The 15290-nt window shown below is 58.4% G+C and carries 19 protein-coding genes; 17 read left to right on the top strand and 2 right to left on the bottom strand.

All coding sequences use genetic code 11. From position 1 onward, the window contains the following. Window positions 1-2 precede the first annotated feature (2 nt). The 11 genes from AB4136_RS20705 (at window position 3) to AB4136_RS20655 (ending at window position 8926) form a co-directional block, all read left to right on the top strand. A complete protein-coding gene (locus AB4136_RS20705) occupies window positions 3-416 on the top strand; it encodes a DUF4054 domain-containing protein (protein WP_171020964.1) in 414 nt (137 codons plus the stop codon). 15 nt (window positions 417-431) lie between these two features. After that, a complete protein-coding gene (locus tag AB4136_RS20700) occupies window positions 432-851 on the top strand; it encodes a hypothetical protein (RefSeq protein WP_137901002.1) in 420 nt (139 codons plus the stop codon). Beyond that, a complete protein-coding gene (locus AB4136_RS20695; RefSeq protein ID WP_441931557.1) occupies window positions 851-1288 on the top strand; it encodes a hypothetical protein in 438 nt (145 codons plus the stop codon). Before AB4136_RS20700 ends, AB4136_RS20695 begins: the two co-directional genes overlap by 1 nt. An 8-nt stretch (window positions 1289-1296) precedes the next feature. Next, on the top strand, window positions 1297-1683 hold the full coding sequence (locus AB4136_RS20690; RefSeq protein WP_137901001.1) for a hypothetical protein: 387 nt from the start codon (window positions 1297-1299) through the stop codon (window positions 1681-1683). 301 nt (window positions 1684-1984) lie between these two features. After that, a complete protein-coding gene (locus AB4136_RS20685; RefSeq protein ID WP_137901000.1) occupies window positions 1985-2713 on the top strand; it encodes a phage neck terminator protein in 729 nt (242 codons plus the stop codon). A gap of 14 nt (window positions 2714-2727) precedes the next feature. Next, window positions 2728-4680 (top strand): DUF3383 domain-containing protein, encoded by a 1953-nt coding sequence (locus tag AB4136_RS20680; RefSeq protein WP_137900999.1) that lies wholly within the window; start codon window positions 2728-2730, stop codon window positions 4678-4680. A gap of 28 nt (window positions 4681-4708) precedes the next feature. After that, window positions 4709-5140: a phage tail fiber protein gene (locus AB4136_RS20675; RefSeq protein ID WP_137900998.1), complete on the top strand. Its 432-nt coding sequence runs from the start codon at window positions 4709-4711 to the stop codon at window positions 5138-5140. A 10-nt stretch (window positions 5141-5150) separates the two neighbouring features. Continuing rightward, window positions 5151-5630 (top strand): hypothetical protein, encoded by a 480-nt coding sequence (locus tag AB4136_RS20670; RefSeq protein ID WP_441931556.1) that lies wholly within the window; start codon window positions 5151-5153, stop codon window positions 5628-5630. Window positions 5631-5805: 175 nt separating this feature from the next. Beyond that, a complete protein-coding gene (locus AB4136_RS20665; protein ID WP_137900997.1) occupies window positions 5806-8067 on the top strand; it encodes a phage tail tip lysozyme in 2262 nt (753 codons plus the stop codon). Then, window positions 8067-8621, top strand: coding sequence for a hypothetical protein (locus AB4136_RS20660; RefSeq protein ID WP_137900996.1), 555 nt, complete (start codon window positions 8067-8069; stop codon window positions 8619-8621). The genes AB4136_RS20665 and AB4136_RS20660 overlap by 1 nt, the downstream gene beginning before the upstream one ends. Beyond that, window positions 8621-8926: a phage baseplate plug family protein gene (locus AB4136_RS20655; RefSeq protein ID WP_137900995.1), complete on the top strand. Its 306-nt coding sequence runs from the start codon at window positions 8621-8623 to the stop codon at window positions 8924-8926. Before AB4136_RS20660 ends, AB4136_RS20655 begins: the two co-directional genes overlap by 1 nt. A 487-nt stretch (window positions 8927-9413) precedes the next feature. Here AB4136_RS20655 and AB4136_RS20650 read toward each other — a convergent pair whose 3' ends face one another. Further along, window positions 9414-9722, bottom strand: coding sequence for a HigA family addiction module antitoxin (locus AB4136_RS20650; protein WP_137900994.1), 309 nt, complete (start codon window positions 9720-9722; stop codon window positions 9414-9416). Next, window positions 9722-10000, bottom strand: coding sequence for a type II toxin-antitoxin system RelE/ParE family toxin (locus AB4136_RS20645; protein WP_137900993.1), 279 nt, complete (start codon window positions 9998-10000; stop codon window positions 9722-9724). The genes AB4136_RS20650 and AB4136_RS20645 overlap by 1 nt, the downstream gene beginning before the upstream one ends. A gap of 78 nt (window positions 10001-10078) precedes the next feature. Between AB4136_RS20645 and AB4136_RS20640 the strand changes: the two genes are divergently transcribed. Genes AB4136_RS20640 through AB4136_RS20615 form a run of 6 tightly spaced genes read left to right on the top strand, consistent with a single transcriptional unit; the run spans window position 10079 to window position 15284 of the window. Then, window positions 10079-10945, top strand: a complete 867-nt coding sequence (locus AB4136_RS20640; RefSeq protein ID WP_137900992.1) for a baseplate hub protein — start codon at window positions 10079-10081, stop codon at window positions 10943-10945. Next, complete coding sequence (locus AB4136_RS20635) at window positions 10942-11601, top strand: Gp138 family membrane-puncturing spike protein (RefSeq protein WP_137900991.1); 660 nt, start codon at window positions 10942-10944, stop codon at window positions 11599-11601. Before AB4136_RS20640 ends, AB4136_RS20635 begins: the two co-directional genes overlap by 4 nt. A gap of 1 nt (window position 11602) precedes the next feature. Next, on the top strand, window positions 11603-11953 hold the full coding sequence (locus AB4136_RS20630; RefSeq protein WP_137900990.1) for a hypothetical protein: 351 nt from the start codon (window positions 11603-11605) through the stop codon (window positions 11951-11953). Continuing rightward, window positions 11953-13389: a baseplate J/gp47 family protein gene (locus AB4136_RS20625; RefSeq protein WP_137900989.1), complete on the top strand. Its 1437-nt coding sequence runs from the start codon at window positions 11953-11955 to the stop codon at window positions 13387-13389. Before AB4136_RS20630 ends, AB4136_RS20625 begins: the two co-directional genes overlap by 1 nt. Before the next feature lie 4 nt (window positions 13390-13393). Next, window positions 13394-14143, top strand: a complete 750-nt coding sequence (locus AB4136_RS20620) for a DUF2612 domain-containing protein (RefSeq protein WP_137900988.1) — start codon at window positions 13394-13396, stop codon at window positions 14141-14143. Window positions 14144-14159: 16 nt separating this feature from the next. Beyond that, entirely contained in the window at window positions 14160-15284 is a 1125-nt protein-coding gene (locus tag AB4136_RS20615) for a hypothetical protein (RefSeq protein ID WP_137900987.1), read from the top strand. The last annotated feature ends 6 nt before the right edge of the window (window positions 15285-15290 follow it).

Genomic DNA, 15290 nt, shown 5'->3' with positions numbered 1-15290 from the left:
ACATGGCTATCACGTTCGATTATGCAGCATGGGCTGCGGCCTATCCTGAGTTCTCGAACGTGACAGAACCTCAGATCACGGCGAGAATTCTGCCGAGTGCCCAGCAAGCCATTGCCGGCTTCATCGGAAATGTGATCGATCCTCAGCAACAGACCAACTTCCTGTGGCTGATGGTTGCGCATCTCTGCAAACTCAACTTTGGCGTAGTCGGTAGCCCGGCAACGGGTCTGGTCGGCCGCATCTCCAGTGCGACCGAGGGCAGTGTCTCGGTGGACGTCGAGTTCACCACGAGCCTGGCCCAGGCCTGGTACGCCCAAACCACATACGGCGCGCTGTTCTGGCAGCTTGCCCGTCCGTACTGGCTTGGCGGGTTCAGCTATCCAGCGCCGCCGCCAACGCCGTTCCCCTATCGGTAAATCAGGATGAAGATCATGGACGAACAGATGTTCAATGCGCTTCGCAAGGAAGTGCGCGATTTCAAGATCGAGACTGAGGATCGGCTTTCCATCGTCGAGGCTCGCCTCGATCGTATCGATGAAGCTCTCGCTGGCGGTGCCCAGGTGATGAACATCGCAAATGTGACCGTTGCGGCCCCAGTTGAACCGGCGGCAGTGACAGAGCCCGATCATCAGCCCGTCGCAGATGACGGGGGCGCAACTGATCCAGCGGGTCATGCCGGCGATGAGCCTGCGGCTGCCGCAGCATCTGTGGCGCCGGCCTCCGAGGAGCCCGCTTCTGATGACGCTCTCGCCACTGCCGATCTATTGAAGGCCGAAGCGAAATCCGAAGAACCGGCTAAGCCCGAAGAACTACAGGTGCTGCCGCTGAAGGGCTCCAAGGCCAAGAGCTGATGGTCGCGTTCAGCGGCGGCAACAAACTCGCCGCCAAGCTGGCCGAAATCGCGCAGAGCGTCAGCAATGCGTCGAGCGTCGAGATCGGCTTCCTCGCCGGAGCGACTTATCCGGATGGCACCTCCGTTCCCTTCGTGGCGGCGATGAACGAATTCGGCAATGAGAAGTCACCGCCGCGCCCGTTCTTCCGAGGCATGATCGAGGCGAAGTCTGAGGAATGGCCGGACGCCATCGGCGGGTTGCTCGTCGAAAACGGCTATAACGCCGACAAGACCCTCGGGCAGACCGGTGCAGCGATCAAGGGCCAGCTTCAAGGCGCGATTGTCGAATATGTCGGGCCTCCGCTCAGCGAGGCGACCATCGCCCGCAAAGGCAACGACAAGCAGCTCATCGAAACCAGCCACATGCTGAACAGCGTCGACTGGCGCGTGAAGTAGGCCAAGCAATGAACCTTCATGGGATTGTAGCGCCGGCAATTGGTGCGGTGAACCCGTTTGTCCCCGCGACGTTGCGACGTTCAACGGGATACACCACGGCGCCCGACGGATCGCAGATTCCGGCTTACTCCGATTTCGCCATCTCTGTTCAGGTCCAAGCTCTAACGTCCTCGGATCTTCGTTTGCTCGACGGTCTCAACATCCAGGGCGTTGACCGTGCCGTTTATCTCAACGGTGTGGCTATGGGTGTCGTTCGCAATGTCGGGGCTGGCGGCGATCTCTTCGTATTCCCAAACGGAACGTTACCCGAGGGCAATGTGTGGCTCGCTGCGCACGTCCTCGAACGCTGGCCCGATTGGTCAAAAGTGGCTCTGACGCTCCAGGTCTCACCATAGGAACGGCACATGTTCTCTCAATCCTACGCGCCGCTCGGATATCAGCAGATCACGAGCCTTGCCGCGTCTACAGCACTTACCGTGCCTCCAGGCGCGAATGTTGCGCTCATCGACTGCGAAGCTCAGGCGGTCCGTTGGCGGTCCGTTGGCGGGACGATGGCACGGCTCCCACGGCGGCAATCGGCATGACCATGGCGGTGGCTGATGCGCCACTTCTGTTCTCGGCCAATCTGGGCGCACTGCGCTTCATCGAGCAGACGGCCGGCGCAAAACTGAACGTCGCCTTCTACAGGCTGGCCGGGTGAGCATCGCGCCAGCGCTGACCGAGACGGCGGTACTGACCGCGCTACGGTCGTTCCTGATCTCGATCCTGCCTTCTGGCGTTGAAGTCGTGCGGGCACAGGTGAACCGAGTGCCGCCGCCGAAGGCACCCGATTACGTAGTGATGAACCCAATCGGACGTCGCCGGCTCTCGACCAACGTCGATACCTATACCGATGTCAGTTTCACCGGATTGATTGCCGGCCAAGTCATGACCGTGACGGCCGTTCAATTCGGCACGATAGCCGTAGGGCAGACCGTCTTTGGCGTCGGTGTTGCCGCCGGCACTACAGTCGCGGCAATCGTTTCAGGGACAGGTGGCATCGGAACCTACCAAGTCAGCCCGGCGCAAACGGTTGGCTCTGGCAAACTCGCATCGGGCTTTGAGACTTTTCTACAACCAACTGAAATCACTATTCAACTGGACGTCCACGGCGACAACTCCGCCGACAACGCTCAGACCATCACGACGCTATTTAGAGACCAATATGCAGTCGCGGCTTTTGCTGCATTGAACACCGGCGTCGCCCCGATCCATGCGGACGATCCGAAGCAAATCCCGTTCTGGACCGGCGAGCAGCAAGTCGATGACCGCTGGGTCATCGATGCGCGGCTACAAGCCAACATCACACTGCAAACGCCGCAGGACTTCGCGGATCAGTTGCAGCCCACACTCATCAACGTCGAAGCGGCCTATCCGGCCACCTGAGAAGGAACAAACCCTTGTCGTCGATACCTGCAAGCCTTCTTGTGAACGTGATTCCGAACGTTCTCAACGCCGGCGGCAACTCGCTCGTGATGAACGGGCTGGTGCTGACCCTGAACACCCGCGTACCCGTCGGCCAAGTGCTGTCGTTCCCGAATGATGGCACTTCCGTATCAAAGTATTTCGGCCCGTCGTCGGACGAAGTCGGGATCGCGAACGTCTATTTCCAGGGCTTCGATAACTCGACCCAGAAGCCTGCGGCCATCCTGTTCACCCGGTTCCCCGCCGCTGGTGCCTCGGCCTATTTGCGCGGTGGTCCGGTCAACACATTGACCATTCCTAAGCTTCAGGCGCTCACTGGCGCTCTTTCGGTGGTCGTGGATGGTTATACCTATTCGAATGCATCGGTGAGTCTGGCTGCCGCGACGAGCTATTCGTCGGCTGCCGCCATCATCGCAACCGCGCTGAACAACACTCTGCCTTCGGCGGCGAGCGTGACCGGCGCCATTGCTGCCGGCACCGCTACCGTGACCGGCAACATCGCTGGCAACGTGCTGACAGTGACCGCTATCGGGTCGGGCAATCTGGTGCCCGGCGCGGCGATCAGTGGCACCGGCGTGACGGTTGGCACGGTGATCGTGTCTCAGCTTTCGGGCACCACCGGTGGGCTCGGCACCTATGCAGTGTCGAAGGCCCAGTCAGTTCCCGATGGCACCGTTGTCACGGCAGCCTATGGCACGTTGACCGTCTCGGCCGTCTCGTCTGGTACTCTGTCCGTCGGGCAGGCGATTAGTGGCACCGGTGTGACCGCCAACACGCAGATCACGGGTCTTGGCACTGGCACAGGCCTTGTCGGTACCTACTACGTCAACCTGACCCAGACCGCCGCAAGCACCACGATCACGGCCACAGGCGCACCGCTGAGCGTTTCCTATGACACGATCTCCGGTGGCTTCATCATCACCTCCGGGTCAGTCGGCATCGGCTCTACTGTGGCTTTCGCAACTGGCTCGCTAGCCCCGCAGGTTTTCCTGACTGTCGACACCGGTGCCATCCTTTCGCAGGGTAGCGCTCCGCAGGCACCTGCCGCCTTCATGACGAACACCATCAATCTCACCCAGAACTGGGCGAACTTCATGACGATCTTCGATCCTGATGGTGGTAACGGCTGCCAGCAGAAATTGGCTTTCGCCCAGTGGACCAACGCACAGAACAAGCGCTGGGGTTATGTCTCTCTCGATACCGATGTGACGCCGACGCTTTCCGCTCAGGCCACCACGAGCTTCGGGTACTTACTGGCTCAGGCTGGCTACAACGGCACGTGCCCGATCTATGTCTTGGCAACCGATGTGCAGCGCATCGACGCCTTCGTGTGCGGTGCCGCGGCATCGATCGATTTCCAGGCTACCAATGGCCGGATCACCTTCGCCTTCAAGGGGCAGGGCGGTCTTGTCGCCGGTGTCACCACAGCGACGGTCGCCAGCAATCTGATCGCGAACTCGTACAATTTTTACGGCGCTTACGCGACGGCGAACCAGCAATTCCGCCAGTTCCAGAACGGTACTGTCTCAGGCATCTTCCAGTGGCTGGACAGCTATGAGAATCAGATCTGGCTGAACAATGCGCTCCAGCTAGCCCTGATGAACCTGCTCGCGAATGCGAAATCTGTCCCATACAACCCTGATGGGTACGCACTGATCCGGCAGGCCTGCATGGACCCGATCAACGCCGGACTGAACTTCGGCGCGATACGGCCCAATGTCACTCTGTCGGCCCAGCAGGCCTCGCTTGTGAACACTGCCGCCGGCCTTCCTGTCAGCGACACGCTGCAAATCCAGGGCTGGTATCTGCAGGTCAAGGACGCCGCTCCGATCGTCAGGCAGGCCCGCCAATCGCCGCCGATTTCCTTCTGGTATATGGACGGCGGCTCGGTCCAGCACATCGACCTTGCATCTATCCTCGTCCAGTAACCAACCGCCCTAGATCGGGAGATTTCGCATGTCCTCCATTACGGCGGCCAACGCCATCATCATGCTTACCATTCCGGGGTTGTTCCCGGTACCGCAGCGCATCCAAGGCTTCTCGGCCGACAACATCTATGACGCTGCCGAGCAGGAAGTCGTCGAAACTGCAATGGGTGTAGACGGCCTTCTCTCTGGCGGTTTTGTCTTCACCCCGGTTGAGCAGAATTTCTCGCTGCAAGCTGATTCCGTTTCGAACTTCATCTTCGAGCAATGGGCGGCGGCAATGATCAACAACCGGGATGTGTTCACTGCCAATGGTCAGACTACTCTGACATCGGTCAATCGTACCTATGTCTCGACCAAAGGGTATCTGGTCAACAAATCGCCACTCCCGACAGCGGCGCGGATTTTGCAGCCCCGGCGCTACATGATCCGCTGGGAGCGGGTCACGGCAAACCCGATCTGAGGCTTGATCCATGGCGCGTAAGGTCAAAGCAGTTACGATCTCAGATGATCGCCAGATTGATGCCGACGGGAAACCAATCGGCGAGATCAGCCGTGATGCTGGCAAGGTGTTCGTCATTCGGGAGATGCCGGCCAGCCAGGCCGAGAAGTGGGCCATGCGTGCGCTTCTCAGCGTGGCCCGTTCTGGTATCGACATTGGGCAGGCAGCCGGGCAGGGCATGCAGGGCATCGCCGTCATGGGCGTCAGCGCTTTGCTGTCATCCAACTGGGATGATGCCGAACCCCTGCTCGACGAAATGATGTCTTGCATCCAGATCAGGCCTGATCCAGCCAACGTCAATGTCGTGCGCAACCTCATAGAAGACGACATCGAGGAAGTGATGACCCGCATCAATCTGCGCCGGGAGGTGCTTGAATTGCATGTGGGTTTTTCGCTTGGCGGCGCCGCATCGAAGCCGACCTCGGACGCGACGCCTACGACGAAGGCCTGATTGAGTACGCCAACGTTTCACGAGTGATAGGCGCGGTTCTTTCCCAGAAGCTGGCCACGCTGCGCGACCTTGATGAGTGGCTTGGCGTCGAGGACGTCTACGACTTGCTCGAGGTCGCGACGGTAGACGGCCATAACCGACGCATCATCAATTCTCACAAGAAAACGGAAACCTGATGGGCGTTTTGATCGACGAACTCATCGTGGCCTTGCGGCTCGATCCGAAGGACTTCAAAAAGGGCGAAAAGGAAGCTGCTTCCGCATTTCTCAAGACACGGGATCAGGCCGTCAAATCGGGCAAGGATGTCGAAGCGGCTTCGAACAAAGTTGCCGCCAGCATCCAGAAGATGGCCCGCGAAGTCATCACGCTCTTTGCCGTCATTGCGGGCTCTCGTTCGCTTGCCGATCTCATCAGCGGCCTTACCCTGGCCAATTCTGAGTTGGGCCGGTTCTCCGCCAACATGGCGGAATCGCCGCAGCAAGTCGCGGCGTGGCAGGCTGCGGCGCAGCGTTTCGGCGGTACTGGGCAGGTCACGGCCGAAACCATCCAGCGCATGGGCAAGGCGCTGTATGACTTGCGGTTTCAAGGCAAAGCACTGCCGCAGGCGTTCTACCAGCTTGAAGCAGCTACCGGCCGGCTGATCTCGACCGATAAGGGCCCGATCGCTTTTCTAGAGCAGACTTCGGCCGCGCTGAAGAATTTGGCGGCAACCGATCCAGCCCGCGCATTCAACATCGCGCAAGAACTTGGCATCGACCCCGGCACATTTGCCCTGATGAAGGATCAAGGTGCAGCCGTTGGGGCTTACGTCGCCGAAATCGAAAAATCGATTTCGCCGTCCGGCCGGGCGATCAAGGCAGCGCAAGACCTTCAGAATGCCTGGTTCACGCTGACCCAACAGGTCGGTTCGCTGATCAACAAGCTCTATGAGTTGGCCGGACCACCGATCACCGATCTCATCAACAAGATGACGGCCTGGTTGGGTGCCAACAAGGATTGGCTCGCCAGCGAAATTTCCGACAAGGTTGCCAAGTTCGCTGACTATCTGGCGAAGATCGACTGGAACGCCGTCGGCGCTGGTTTGAAGAGTTTCGGTGACGGCGCCAAGTCTGCCGCCGATGCCGTTGGTGGTCTCACCAACGCGCTCGAAATCATGTTCGGCCTATGGGCTGGTGGCAAGGCGGCAAAGTTCCTGTTCGGCGGGGCCATTGCGAGTGGTGCCGGTGCTGCCGCAGCGGGTGGAGGGGCTGCCGCGGCCGGTGGTGCAGGTATTGGTGGCTTAGCGCGCGGCCTTCTTGGCCGTGTTTCCCCATGGATAGCTATGCTCAGCCTATCGGGTGACAGTGCAAAGAATGCGGGTAGCTGGCGTGATGATCCGCGCGCCGACGAATGGGTCGCCCAATGGGCGAAGATGCGCGGCATTCCGGAGGGACCAGGTTCTGGTCCCCATGGGCGTGGTCCCGGCCGCGATCGTGGTGATCGAGAGCGACAAAACTCACTCGACGGCTTCTTGAACGGTCCAGTCGACGGTCGCCCGGTTTCGAAGTCAAACCCGCTTCCGGTCATGCCGGTCTCCAACGAAGTTGGCGGCGGTGGTTTCTGGTCAAATCTCTGGAAGGGGATCACCGGAGCCATGTCTGGCGCGTCCGCTGGCCCCATGGGTTCTGGTGGCAGTCTGATTTCGGCTGGGGCGAGCGGCGGAGGCCTCGCCGGTGGCAGCGATTTTGCCGTCAGCGGTCGAAGTGCCGGTGAACGAGGTTGGTGGACGAAGGACCGGCAGCGTCAAGCCTACCAGATGCTGACAGAGGGCGGCGTGTCGCCTCATGGTGCAAAAGGACTTATCTCGCGGTGGATGAATGTCGAGGCCTCTGGTGGTCCGTCGTCGGTTAATTCTATCGGCGCAACTGGGATTGCCCAATGGCTCGGCTCTCGGAAAGCCGGAATGCTTCAGCACGCTCGCGAACTCGGCAAGGATTGGCGCGATTTCGAGACGCAAGTCAAATATGTGCTGAAGGAGATCAACTCTGGCAAGGCTGGCGGTGGGTCTGAATCAGCACTTCGCACGGCTCGCAATGATCGCGAGGGCGCTATTGCCGCCTCCCGGTTTGAACGAGCTGAGGGTTACAATCCGCGAACTGGCGTAGACAATTTCACCGGCAGGACGGCCGGCGGTATGCGCGGAATGGATTCATATCTGTTGAGACCGGAACAGCCGGGGATTGCCACGGGCGCCAAAGGCTCGGCGGCAATCTCTTCAGCGAACAACGACAACCGTCGTTACGCCAACAGCGTGTCTTCGAACACATCGATCGGCAACATGAACATCCATACCCAAGCCTCTGATCCGCACGGCATTGCCGATGCCATTTGGGGCGATATCGACAAGCGCATGAAACATTCCGCCAATGCCACGGCGGCGAACTTTGGTCCGACCTGATGGCTCTTGAACTCCTCCTCGCCGACGCGCTTTCCCTGATATTTCGAGGCAGGGCATCGGCATGGGGCATCTATCGCGGTGGCATTCCGGTCGTGATTGCCGACAGCATCACCGCGTTCGACTTCCGGAAGCAGTGGGCGATCTCTGACTATCCCGTCGAGCGCGGTTCATTCGAGAGCTACGACAAGGTCGAAGTGCCCTATGGCACGAGGCTCCGGTTCGCCGCCGGCGGCAATGAAGCTCGGCAGCAGGCATTGCTATCTTCGATATCGGCGATAGCAGGCGATCTGCAGCTCTATAACATCGTGACCCCGGCAAGGGTCTATCTGAACGCAAATATCGAACGCTACGACTATGCGCAGACCGCAACGAACGGTGTTGGTCTGATGCAGGTCGATGTGACCGTGATCGAAATCAGAGAAGCCGGTGGTGGCATGTTCTCCGCAACGAAAAGCCCGACAGTTGCGGGGCTGGTCAATGGAGGGCCGGTTCAGCCCGTTGCGCCAACCGCAGCACAATTCGGTGCTAGCGGACTTCCAGCAGGGCCATTCTGATGCTGATTGTTCCGCTTCAAGCCGTGCCTAACCAGGCGGTCCGGGTGCAACTCAACAACCAGCAATGCCAGTTCAACATTTATCAAAAGGATCAAGGCTTGTTCCTCGACCTTCTGGTTGACAACTCACCGATGGTGATGGGCGTGATTTGCCAACGTGCCAACCGGATCGTGCGAGATGCGTATCTCGGCTTCCTGGGTGATCTGATGTGGATCGATACCCAGGGAACGAACGATCCGGAATACTCAGGCATCGGATCGAGGTATGTGCTGGCGTACCTCTTTCCCGATGAAATCGGGCCCTGATTGATCAGTCACAGCGGGACCAGTTAAGCATCGATCGCTGGTTTGGGGCATGTCCTTCACACCAGTGCATGCTTTGGAGCTTTTCAGAATAGACCTGCCGTTCGTCACATGCGTCGGAAGTCGCCGGTTCTTCAGTTCCACCTCGGCAGCGCTCATTTGCGCCTTCCCAGAACACGGCATAGGCCATTGCAGTCGCGTCTTGAGTGCAAGCGAACTGGGTGTGGCCCTTGCTCTGGCATATGGAAACATAAGGGCTGAAGGTGCCATTGCAGTTGACTATGGCTGCCTCGGGTGTGGCGCCGCCAAGCATTCGAAGGCAGTATTCATAGTTTCCCACCTTGCCAGGCGGGATTTCGGTTGCAGCGGCGGACAGTACGCCTGCTACGATCGCGAGAAGAGTAGTCAGAATCCGAGCAAAAACCATGGTTGCCCCCGTTGAGATGGGGACAACCATATCCGTTGGATTGGAGATTCTGAAGTAGTCGGGCTAGGCGACCTTAAGAGTCGGAATTGCCGAGACATCAACCTCGCGTTCGGCCCGTTCCAGATCATATGCCTGCTGGAGATTCAGCCAGAAGAACGGGCTGTTTCCGAGCAATTTTCCGAACCGGAGGGCCATCGTGACGGTCACGGGCTGCTTCTCGTCGATAATGTCGTAGAGCGTCTGTCTGCTGATGCCGAGCATCTTTGCGATCTCAGTCTTGGACTTATCCAGCGCAGGAATGATGTCTTCGCGCAGAAGTTCCCCCGGATGCATCGGGGGAAGCCCGCGCTTGATAGGAGATGATGTAGTCATCAGTGGTAATCCTCTAATTCAACGTTGGTGACGTGTTCGCCGTCCCAGCCGAATGTGATGCGCCAATTGCCGGTAACGCGGACCGAATAGCGGCCCTTGTCCTGACCTGAGAGGCCGTGAAAACGATAGCCAGGAAGGTCCATGTCTTCCGGTGCAGACGCAGCTTCAAGCGCGCGCAGGATGCGGGACACTCGCTTGTCATCCTGAACACTCAGACCGCGTGGGTTTCCGGTCTCGAAGAACCGTTGCAGGGCTTTGTTTCGGAACGACACGATCATTTCTGTAAGGTACCAGCTTACGGAAATATGTCAAGCACTACCTTACAAAATAGCCACGCTCATTGATCGGAACTCCATATGTCCTTCACGAAAAAGCGCATCGTGACGGACATCTCGCTGGCGAGCGGACAATTCAGCATCGGCGGCGGTAACACTGCAGCGCTGAAAGGCCTGCGCACGTCGTGCATCATCGAAGTCAACGGCGGCTTCAGCCAGTCCAATATGCAGATGGCAATCTACGGGCTTCCCCTTAGCCTGATGAACCAACTGAGCAACGTCGGCAGGGATCTGAATAAGTCGCTACTGAACACAATTACTGTGCAGGCTGGCGATGATGAGATGGGAATGCATCTTGTCTTCCAAGGCCAGATTTTTCGAGCATTCGTCGATGCGCGAGCAATGCCGGAAGTGGCGTTTCGTATCCAGGCCGTACCTGGTGGATTTGACAAGGTCAAACCGGCGACGCCGATGTCGATCAACGGCAGTGGCGATGTCGCTCAGATGATGAGCCAGATCGCCGGCCAGATGAACCTCACCTTCGAGAGCAACGGCGTCAGTGTGAAACTGGCCAACCCGTATTATGCGGGAACGCCATTCCAACAAGCCGCCAATATCGCCCGAGATGCTGGCATCGAATGGATCATTGATCGCGGAACACTCGCAATCTCCCCGCCCGGAAAACCGAGACAGGGCGAGGCGGTACTGATTTCTCCGACCACCGGTCTCGTCGGATATCCGATGTTTAATGAGGCCCAGGTCATTTGTCAGTGTCTCTTCAACCCGGCGTACAAGATGGGCGGGCAGGTCGAAATCCAGTCTGATCTCACATCGGCACGCGGGAAGTGGAAGGTCGGTCAGCTATTCCACTACCTCGACGCCGAGGTGCCGAAAGGCAAATGGTTCACGATCGTGAGCTGCTATCAAATGTCGGAGACGGTCGGATGAGTGAGAGCTTTTTCGGTCAACAGGGCGTTTCCGACGCTGCCGGCGACAGCAACACTGTCGAGTTTCAAATTCGACAGGCACTGGCACAAGTCCGGACAAACATTCCCGTCAAGGTCATTGCCAAACATGGTGGTGGCGTCGGCAAGCCCCCGACAGTCGACGTGCAAATCATGGTCAATCAGACCGATGGTGTTGGCAAGAAGACCGATCACGGCATCATCTATGGCGTCGCCGTCTCCAGAAACCAGGGTGGCGGCAACGCCATCATCAATGATCCGGTCGTCGGCGATGTCGGTCTGGTATCGGTCGCTGATCGTGACATCTCCGCACTGAAATCGAACGATGGTGCTCAGTCGAATCCGGGCAGCAAGCGGCGCCACAATCTAGCCGACAGCGTCTACCAGCGCGGGATGCTCAATCCGAACAATCCGGATCAATTCGTTCACTTCCGCGCCGATGGCGTGACTGTGGCCGACAAGAACGGGAACGTGATCGAGATGAACTCTGGCGGCATCATCAAGATCACCGGCACGCTACACGTGACCGGCGACGTTGTCGCGGGCTTCGGTGGCGGCTACGTTTCCTTGCTTAATCATCTCCACTCCGGTGTCGTTCCGGGTGGTGGCAATACGGCACAGCCTGTTCCGGGAACCTGAGATGAAGACGCTGATGCTTGAGCCCAGCGCATGGGATTTGAAGATTGATGCGTCGGGCAATATCGCACTGGCCGCTGAACCCTACGCTTTGGCCCAAGATGCGGCGAGCGCAATCCGCCTGTTTCAGGGTGAACTCTACTTCGATACCCGACCGGGCATTCCGTATTTCGATCAGATTTTGGGGCAGGCTCCGCCGATCTCTTTGATGAAGGCGTGGTTCGTCCGGTCGGCAATGACCGTGCCGGGCGTCGTCTCGGCAGTCGCCTACATCTCGGAATGGACTGACCGAACCGTCCGGGGCCAGGTTCAGGTCAAAGACAGCAACGGCAACGTCACGGCAGCTTCGTTCTGATGGCAACAACGTCCAATGTGCCGCGCCCGACGTTCGGGCCGCGGGGTTTTGTCATTCCGTCCTCGCAGCAAGTGTTGGACGGCGTGCAGGCGGATATCAACTCTGCCTTTGGCGGCGGCCTCAATCCGTCCCTGGAGACGCCTCAAGGGCAGCTTGCATCGAGCGAAGCGGCTGTTGTTCTTAACACCGATGCCGATTTTCTCTTTCTGACCCAGATGTTCGATCCGGCCTTCGCCTTTGGCCGCTATCAGGACGCGCTGGCGCGCATCTACTTCATCTCGCGCAATCCGGCGCAGCCAACAACGGTTCAATGTCTCTGCACCGGCCTACAGGGCGTGYTGATCCCGCAGGGGGCCTTGGCAGTTGCGGCGGACGGCAATCGCTATGTCTGCACCCAAGACGGGGTCATCCCGGTTTCGGGACAGATCACGTTGCCGTTCGATTGCGTTCTTCCGGGTCCGATCCCATGCCCCGCCGATACGCTCAATCAGGTCTATCAATCTATTCCTGGTTGGGATTCGATCAACAATCCAAGTGCCGGCGTGCTTGGCAACAATGTGGAATCACGAGCCGCGTTCGAAGCAAGGCGCGCCGCATCTGTCGCTCACAATTCCATCGGAACTCTTCCATCGGTTCTGGGTGCTGTTCTGACGGTTCCTGGCGTTATTGACGCCTACGTTACCGAGAACACCAGCAACGCCCCGCAGGTGATTGGCGGAGTGTCGTTGCTACCGAACTCGCTCTATGTCGCGGCAGCGGGCGGAGCGCCCAATGACATTGTTCGTGCCATCTGGTCGAAGAAGTCGCCGGGATGCGCTTATAACGGCAATACTTCGGTCGTCGTCCTCGATCAGAGCCCCGGATATGTGCCGCCCTATCCGGCATACTCCGTCTCATATCAAATTCCGAACCCGCTTCGGATCATCTTCAACGTCAACATCAACAACTCGACGCTGGTACCGGCCGATGCCGCGACACAAATTCGAAATGCCATTGTTGGTGCTTTCGCCGGGCTCGACGGCGGTCTGCGAGCAAAGATCGGTGCTCCAGTCTTTGCGAGCCGGTTCTACGCTCCGATCTCACTTCTTGGACCGTGGGCACAGATTGTCTCGATCAGGATCGGATCCACAAATGCGGCGGCAGCCACGTTCACGGGATCGATCAATGGCAACACGTTGACGGTCTCGGCTATCTCATCGGGAACCTTGGCCGTTGGGCAAAACGTGCTTGATGCTTCGGGTGCCGTGGTGGCTGGCACATCCATCATCGCCTTGGGCACGGGCACAGGAGGCACAGGCACTTACACGCTGAGCAACAGCCTGACCGTTGCGACCGAAACCATGCAGACCGTAGCAGCGAACCTGTTTGAGATCGGTATCAACATCAACCAAATCCCAACGGTGACGGCTGCCGATGTTGCGGTCACGCTGAGCTGATCTCATGGCAGATACAGGACCGGATTACCCGCCTGGGCCGCTTCCCGGGTCGAATGGCGTTGGGCTCTTCAAGATTGGCGTTAGCCAGATCGGGGGCATTTCGAGCTTCGATGTCTGGCAGACAATCATCAGCCAGTACGCAAATTCACCAGTGCTTACGACGCTGATCGAAAACATCTTCGAATACGTCGATCAGACCCAAAACATCGAAGCCTTCTTCGATCTGGTGATGAACCTCGATACCGCCCAAGGATACGGCTTAGATTGCTGGGGGCGAATTGTTGGTGTCAATCGCGTCCTGAAGGTCGTCAATGGCGACTGGTTCGGATACGACGAGGCGCTGCCAGGCTCATTCACCTTCGGACAGTCAGCGCTCTACTCAGGTCAGACGCTCACCGATAACTTCGCGCTATCCGATGCGTCCTATCGAACGCTGATCATTGCCAAGGCCGCAGCCAACATCACAAGCGGATCAATCCCGGCGATCAACCGCATTCTGATGGATCTGTTTCCTCATCGTGGCAACACATACGTCACCGAAGGCAAGCAGCAAGGTACGTGGTTCGGGTTTGCGGAATCCGTCAATGCCCAAGGTTTCAATCAAGCGGCATTCTACTCGGGTTCGCCGATTACAACCATGACGATGACATACACGTTCGAGTTCCCGCTTAGCCCTGTCGAACTCGCCATCGTCCAGAATTCAGGCGTTTTGCCGAAGCCTACCGGCGTCGCGGCCGCCATCGTCATTCTCTGAACTCCTCGAGGCAGTCATGAAACTTTCCAACCTTCCCGCAAGGTTCAACATCCCTTTTGCGAACGGCGCTGGCGGCGGCTACGTGCGGCCAGTACCGGAGGCATCCCAGATCGGTGTTCAGGACGGTGCCGCCTCGCTTACGACGGGGTTCCCGCCGATGAATTTCCTTCCCGTTGGCGCGGGCGGCGTGCCCCCCTTCGGTCAGGATATGAACGGCATTCTGAAGCAGATCACGCTTTGGAGTCAGTGGCAGGGTGCTGGTGGTCTTGCGACCTACGACGGGACATTCTCGACAACCGTTGGCGGGTATCCAAAATCAGCCCTGCTTGCCAGTGCTTCGACGGCAGGTGTGGTGTGGCTCAATCTAGTCGACGACAACATCACGAACCCGGATTCCGGGGGGGTGAACTGGGTTCAGATCGCGATATCCACTGATGTGCAGTCCGGAAAGTGGAATTATGCCGTCGCGGGCGGGACAGCCAATGCCCTGACGGTGGCATTGGCGCCAGCGCTTCCTGCCTACACGGCCGGTACGGTGATCTACTTCAAGGCGACGGCTGACAGCACCGGCGCACTTACCCTCAACGCCAATGGGCTCGGTAACAAAAACCTTTTGCCGCTCATCCGGCTCAAAACCGGCAAGATTTACGGCGCGGTCTATGATGGCACGAACTTCCTGCTCCAAGGGGTCGACGCGGGAAACATCTCACTAACATCCGTCACTCGTTTCGCATCCGCGTATAGCTTTGGTTCGCCCTTCAGCATGGCGGACAATACCATCACGACGTTGCCAATCACGTCGTTTTCCGACGACGGCCAAGGCGATTTTGTTCAGACTGGGAACACCGTGGTTTGCCAGCGGGCTGGGCGCTACAACATCTTCGCCACCCTTGGGGGCACTATGGTTTCAGCCCAAGCTACGGCTCTTACCTTTGGGCTCCATTACAATGGCAACGAACTATCTTCGAGCTCTCTCCGCTTGAGCACGACGGTTATTAGCCAGCTCTTCGGCGGTGCCGCTGAAATCAAGGATGTTTTGGTCGGAGATGTTTTCGACCTGTGGGGCTTCCAAGTTTCAGGGGCAACACAACCCATGACGCTCGTCAATCGTGTTGCATTCCAACGTCTCACGACTGTCTGAGGTTGA

The sequence above is a fragment of the Mesorhizobium sp. 2RAF21 genome (genome assembly GCF_052115345.1).
Classification (GTDB): Bacteria; Pseudomonadota; Alphaproteobacteria; order Rhizobiales; family Rhizobiaceae; genus Mesorhizobium; species Mesorhizobium terrae.
The sequence above is the reverse complement of the archived record's forward strand: the minus strand, read 5'-3'. Positions and strand labels throughout refer to the sequence as shown.

Coding starts and splice junctions, on each gene's coding strand:
- AB4136_RS20670 (WP_441931556.1), top strand. CDS start 5,151: ATGGCGCGTAAGGTCAAAGCAGTTACGATCTCAGATGATCGCCAGATT.
- AB4136_RS20675 (WP_137900998.1), top strand. CDS start 4,709: ATGTCCTCCATTACGGCGGCCAACGCCATCATCATGCTTACCATTCCG.
- AB4136_RS20660 (WP_137900996.1), top strand. CDS start 8,067: ATGGCTCTTGAACTCCTCCTCGCCGACGCGCTTTCCCTGATATTTCGA.
- AB4136_RS20640 (WP_137900992.1), top strand. CDS start 10,079: ATGTCCTTCACGAAAAAGCGCATCGTGACGGACATCTCGCTGGCGAGC.
- AB4136_RS20700 (WP_137901002.1), top strand. CDS start 432: ATGGACGAACAGATGTTCAATGCGCTTCGCAAGGAAGTGCGCGATTTC.
- AB4136_RS20645 (WP_137900993.1), bottom strand. CDS start 10,000: ATGATCGTGTCGTTCCGAAACAAAGCCCTGCAACGGTTCTTCGAGACC.
- AB4136_RS20620 (WP_137900988.1), top strand. CDS start 13,394: ATGGCAGATACAGGACCGGATTACCCGCCTGGGCCGCTTCCCGGGTCG.
- AB4136_RS20635 (WP_137900991.1), top strand. CDS start 10,942: ATGAGTGAGAGCTTTTTCGGTCAACAGGGCGTTTCCGACGCTGCCGGC.
- AB4136_RS20690 (WP_137901001.1), top strand. CDS start 1,297: ATGAACCTTCATGGGATTGTAGCGCCGGCAATTGGTGCGGTGAACCCG.
- AB4136_RS20665 (WP_137900997.1), top strand. CDS start 5,806: ATGGGCGTTTTGATCGACGAACTCATCGTGGCCTTGCGGCTCGATCCG.
- AB4136_RS20615 (WP_137900987.1), top strand. CDS start 14,160: ATGAAACTTTCCAACCTTCCCGCAAGGTTCAACATCCCTTTTGCGAAC.
- AB4136_RS20630 (WP_137900990.1), top strand. CDS start 11,603: ATGAAGACGCTGATGCTTGAGCCCAGCGCATGGGATTTGAAGATTGAT.
- AB4136_RS20655 (WP_137900995.1), top strand. CDS start 8,621: ATGCTGATTGTTCCGCTTCAAGCCGTGCCTAACCAGGCGGTCCGGGTG.
- AB4136_RS20695 (WP_441931557.1), top strand. CDS start 851: ATGGTCGCGTTCAGCGGCGGCAACAAACTCGCCGCCAAGCTGGCCGAA.
- AB4136_RS20650 (WP_137900994.1), bottom strand. CDS start 9,722: ATGACTACATCATCTCCTATCAAGCGCGGGCTTCCCCCGATGCATCCG.
- AB4136_RS20705 (WP_171020964.1), top strand. CDS start 3: ATGGCTATCACGTTCGATTATGCAGCATGGGCTGCGGCCTATCCTGAG.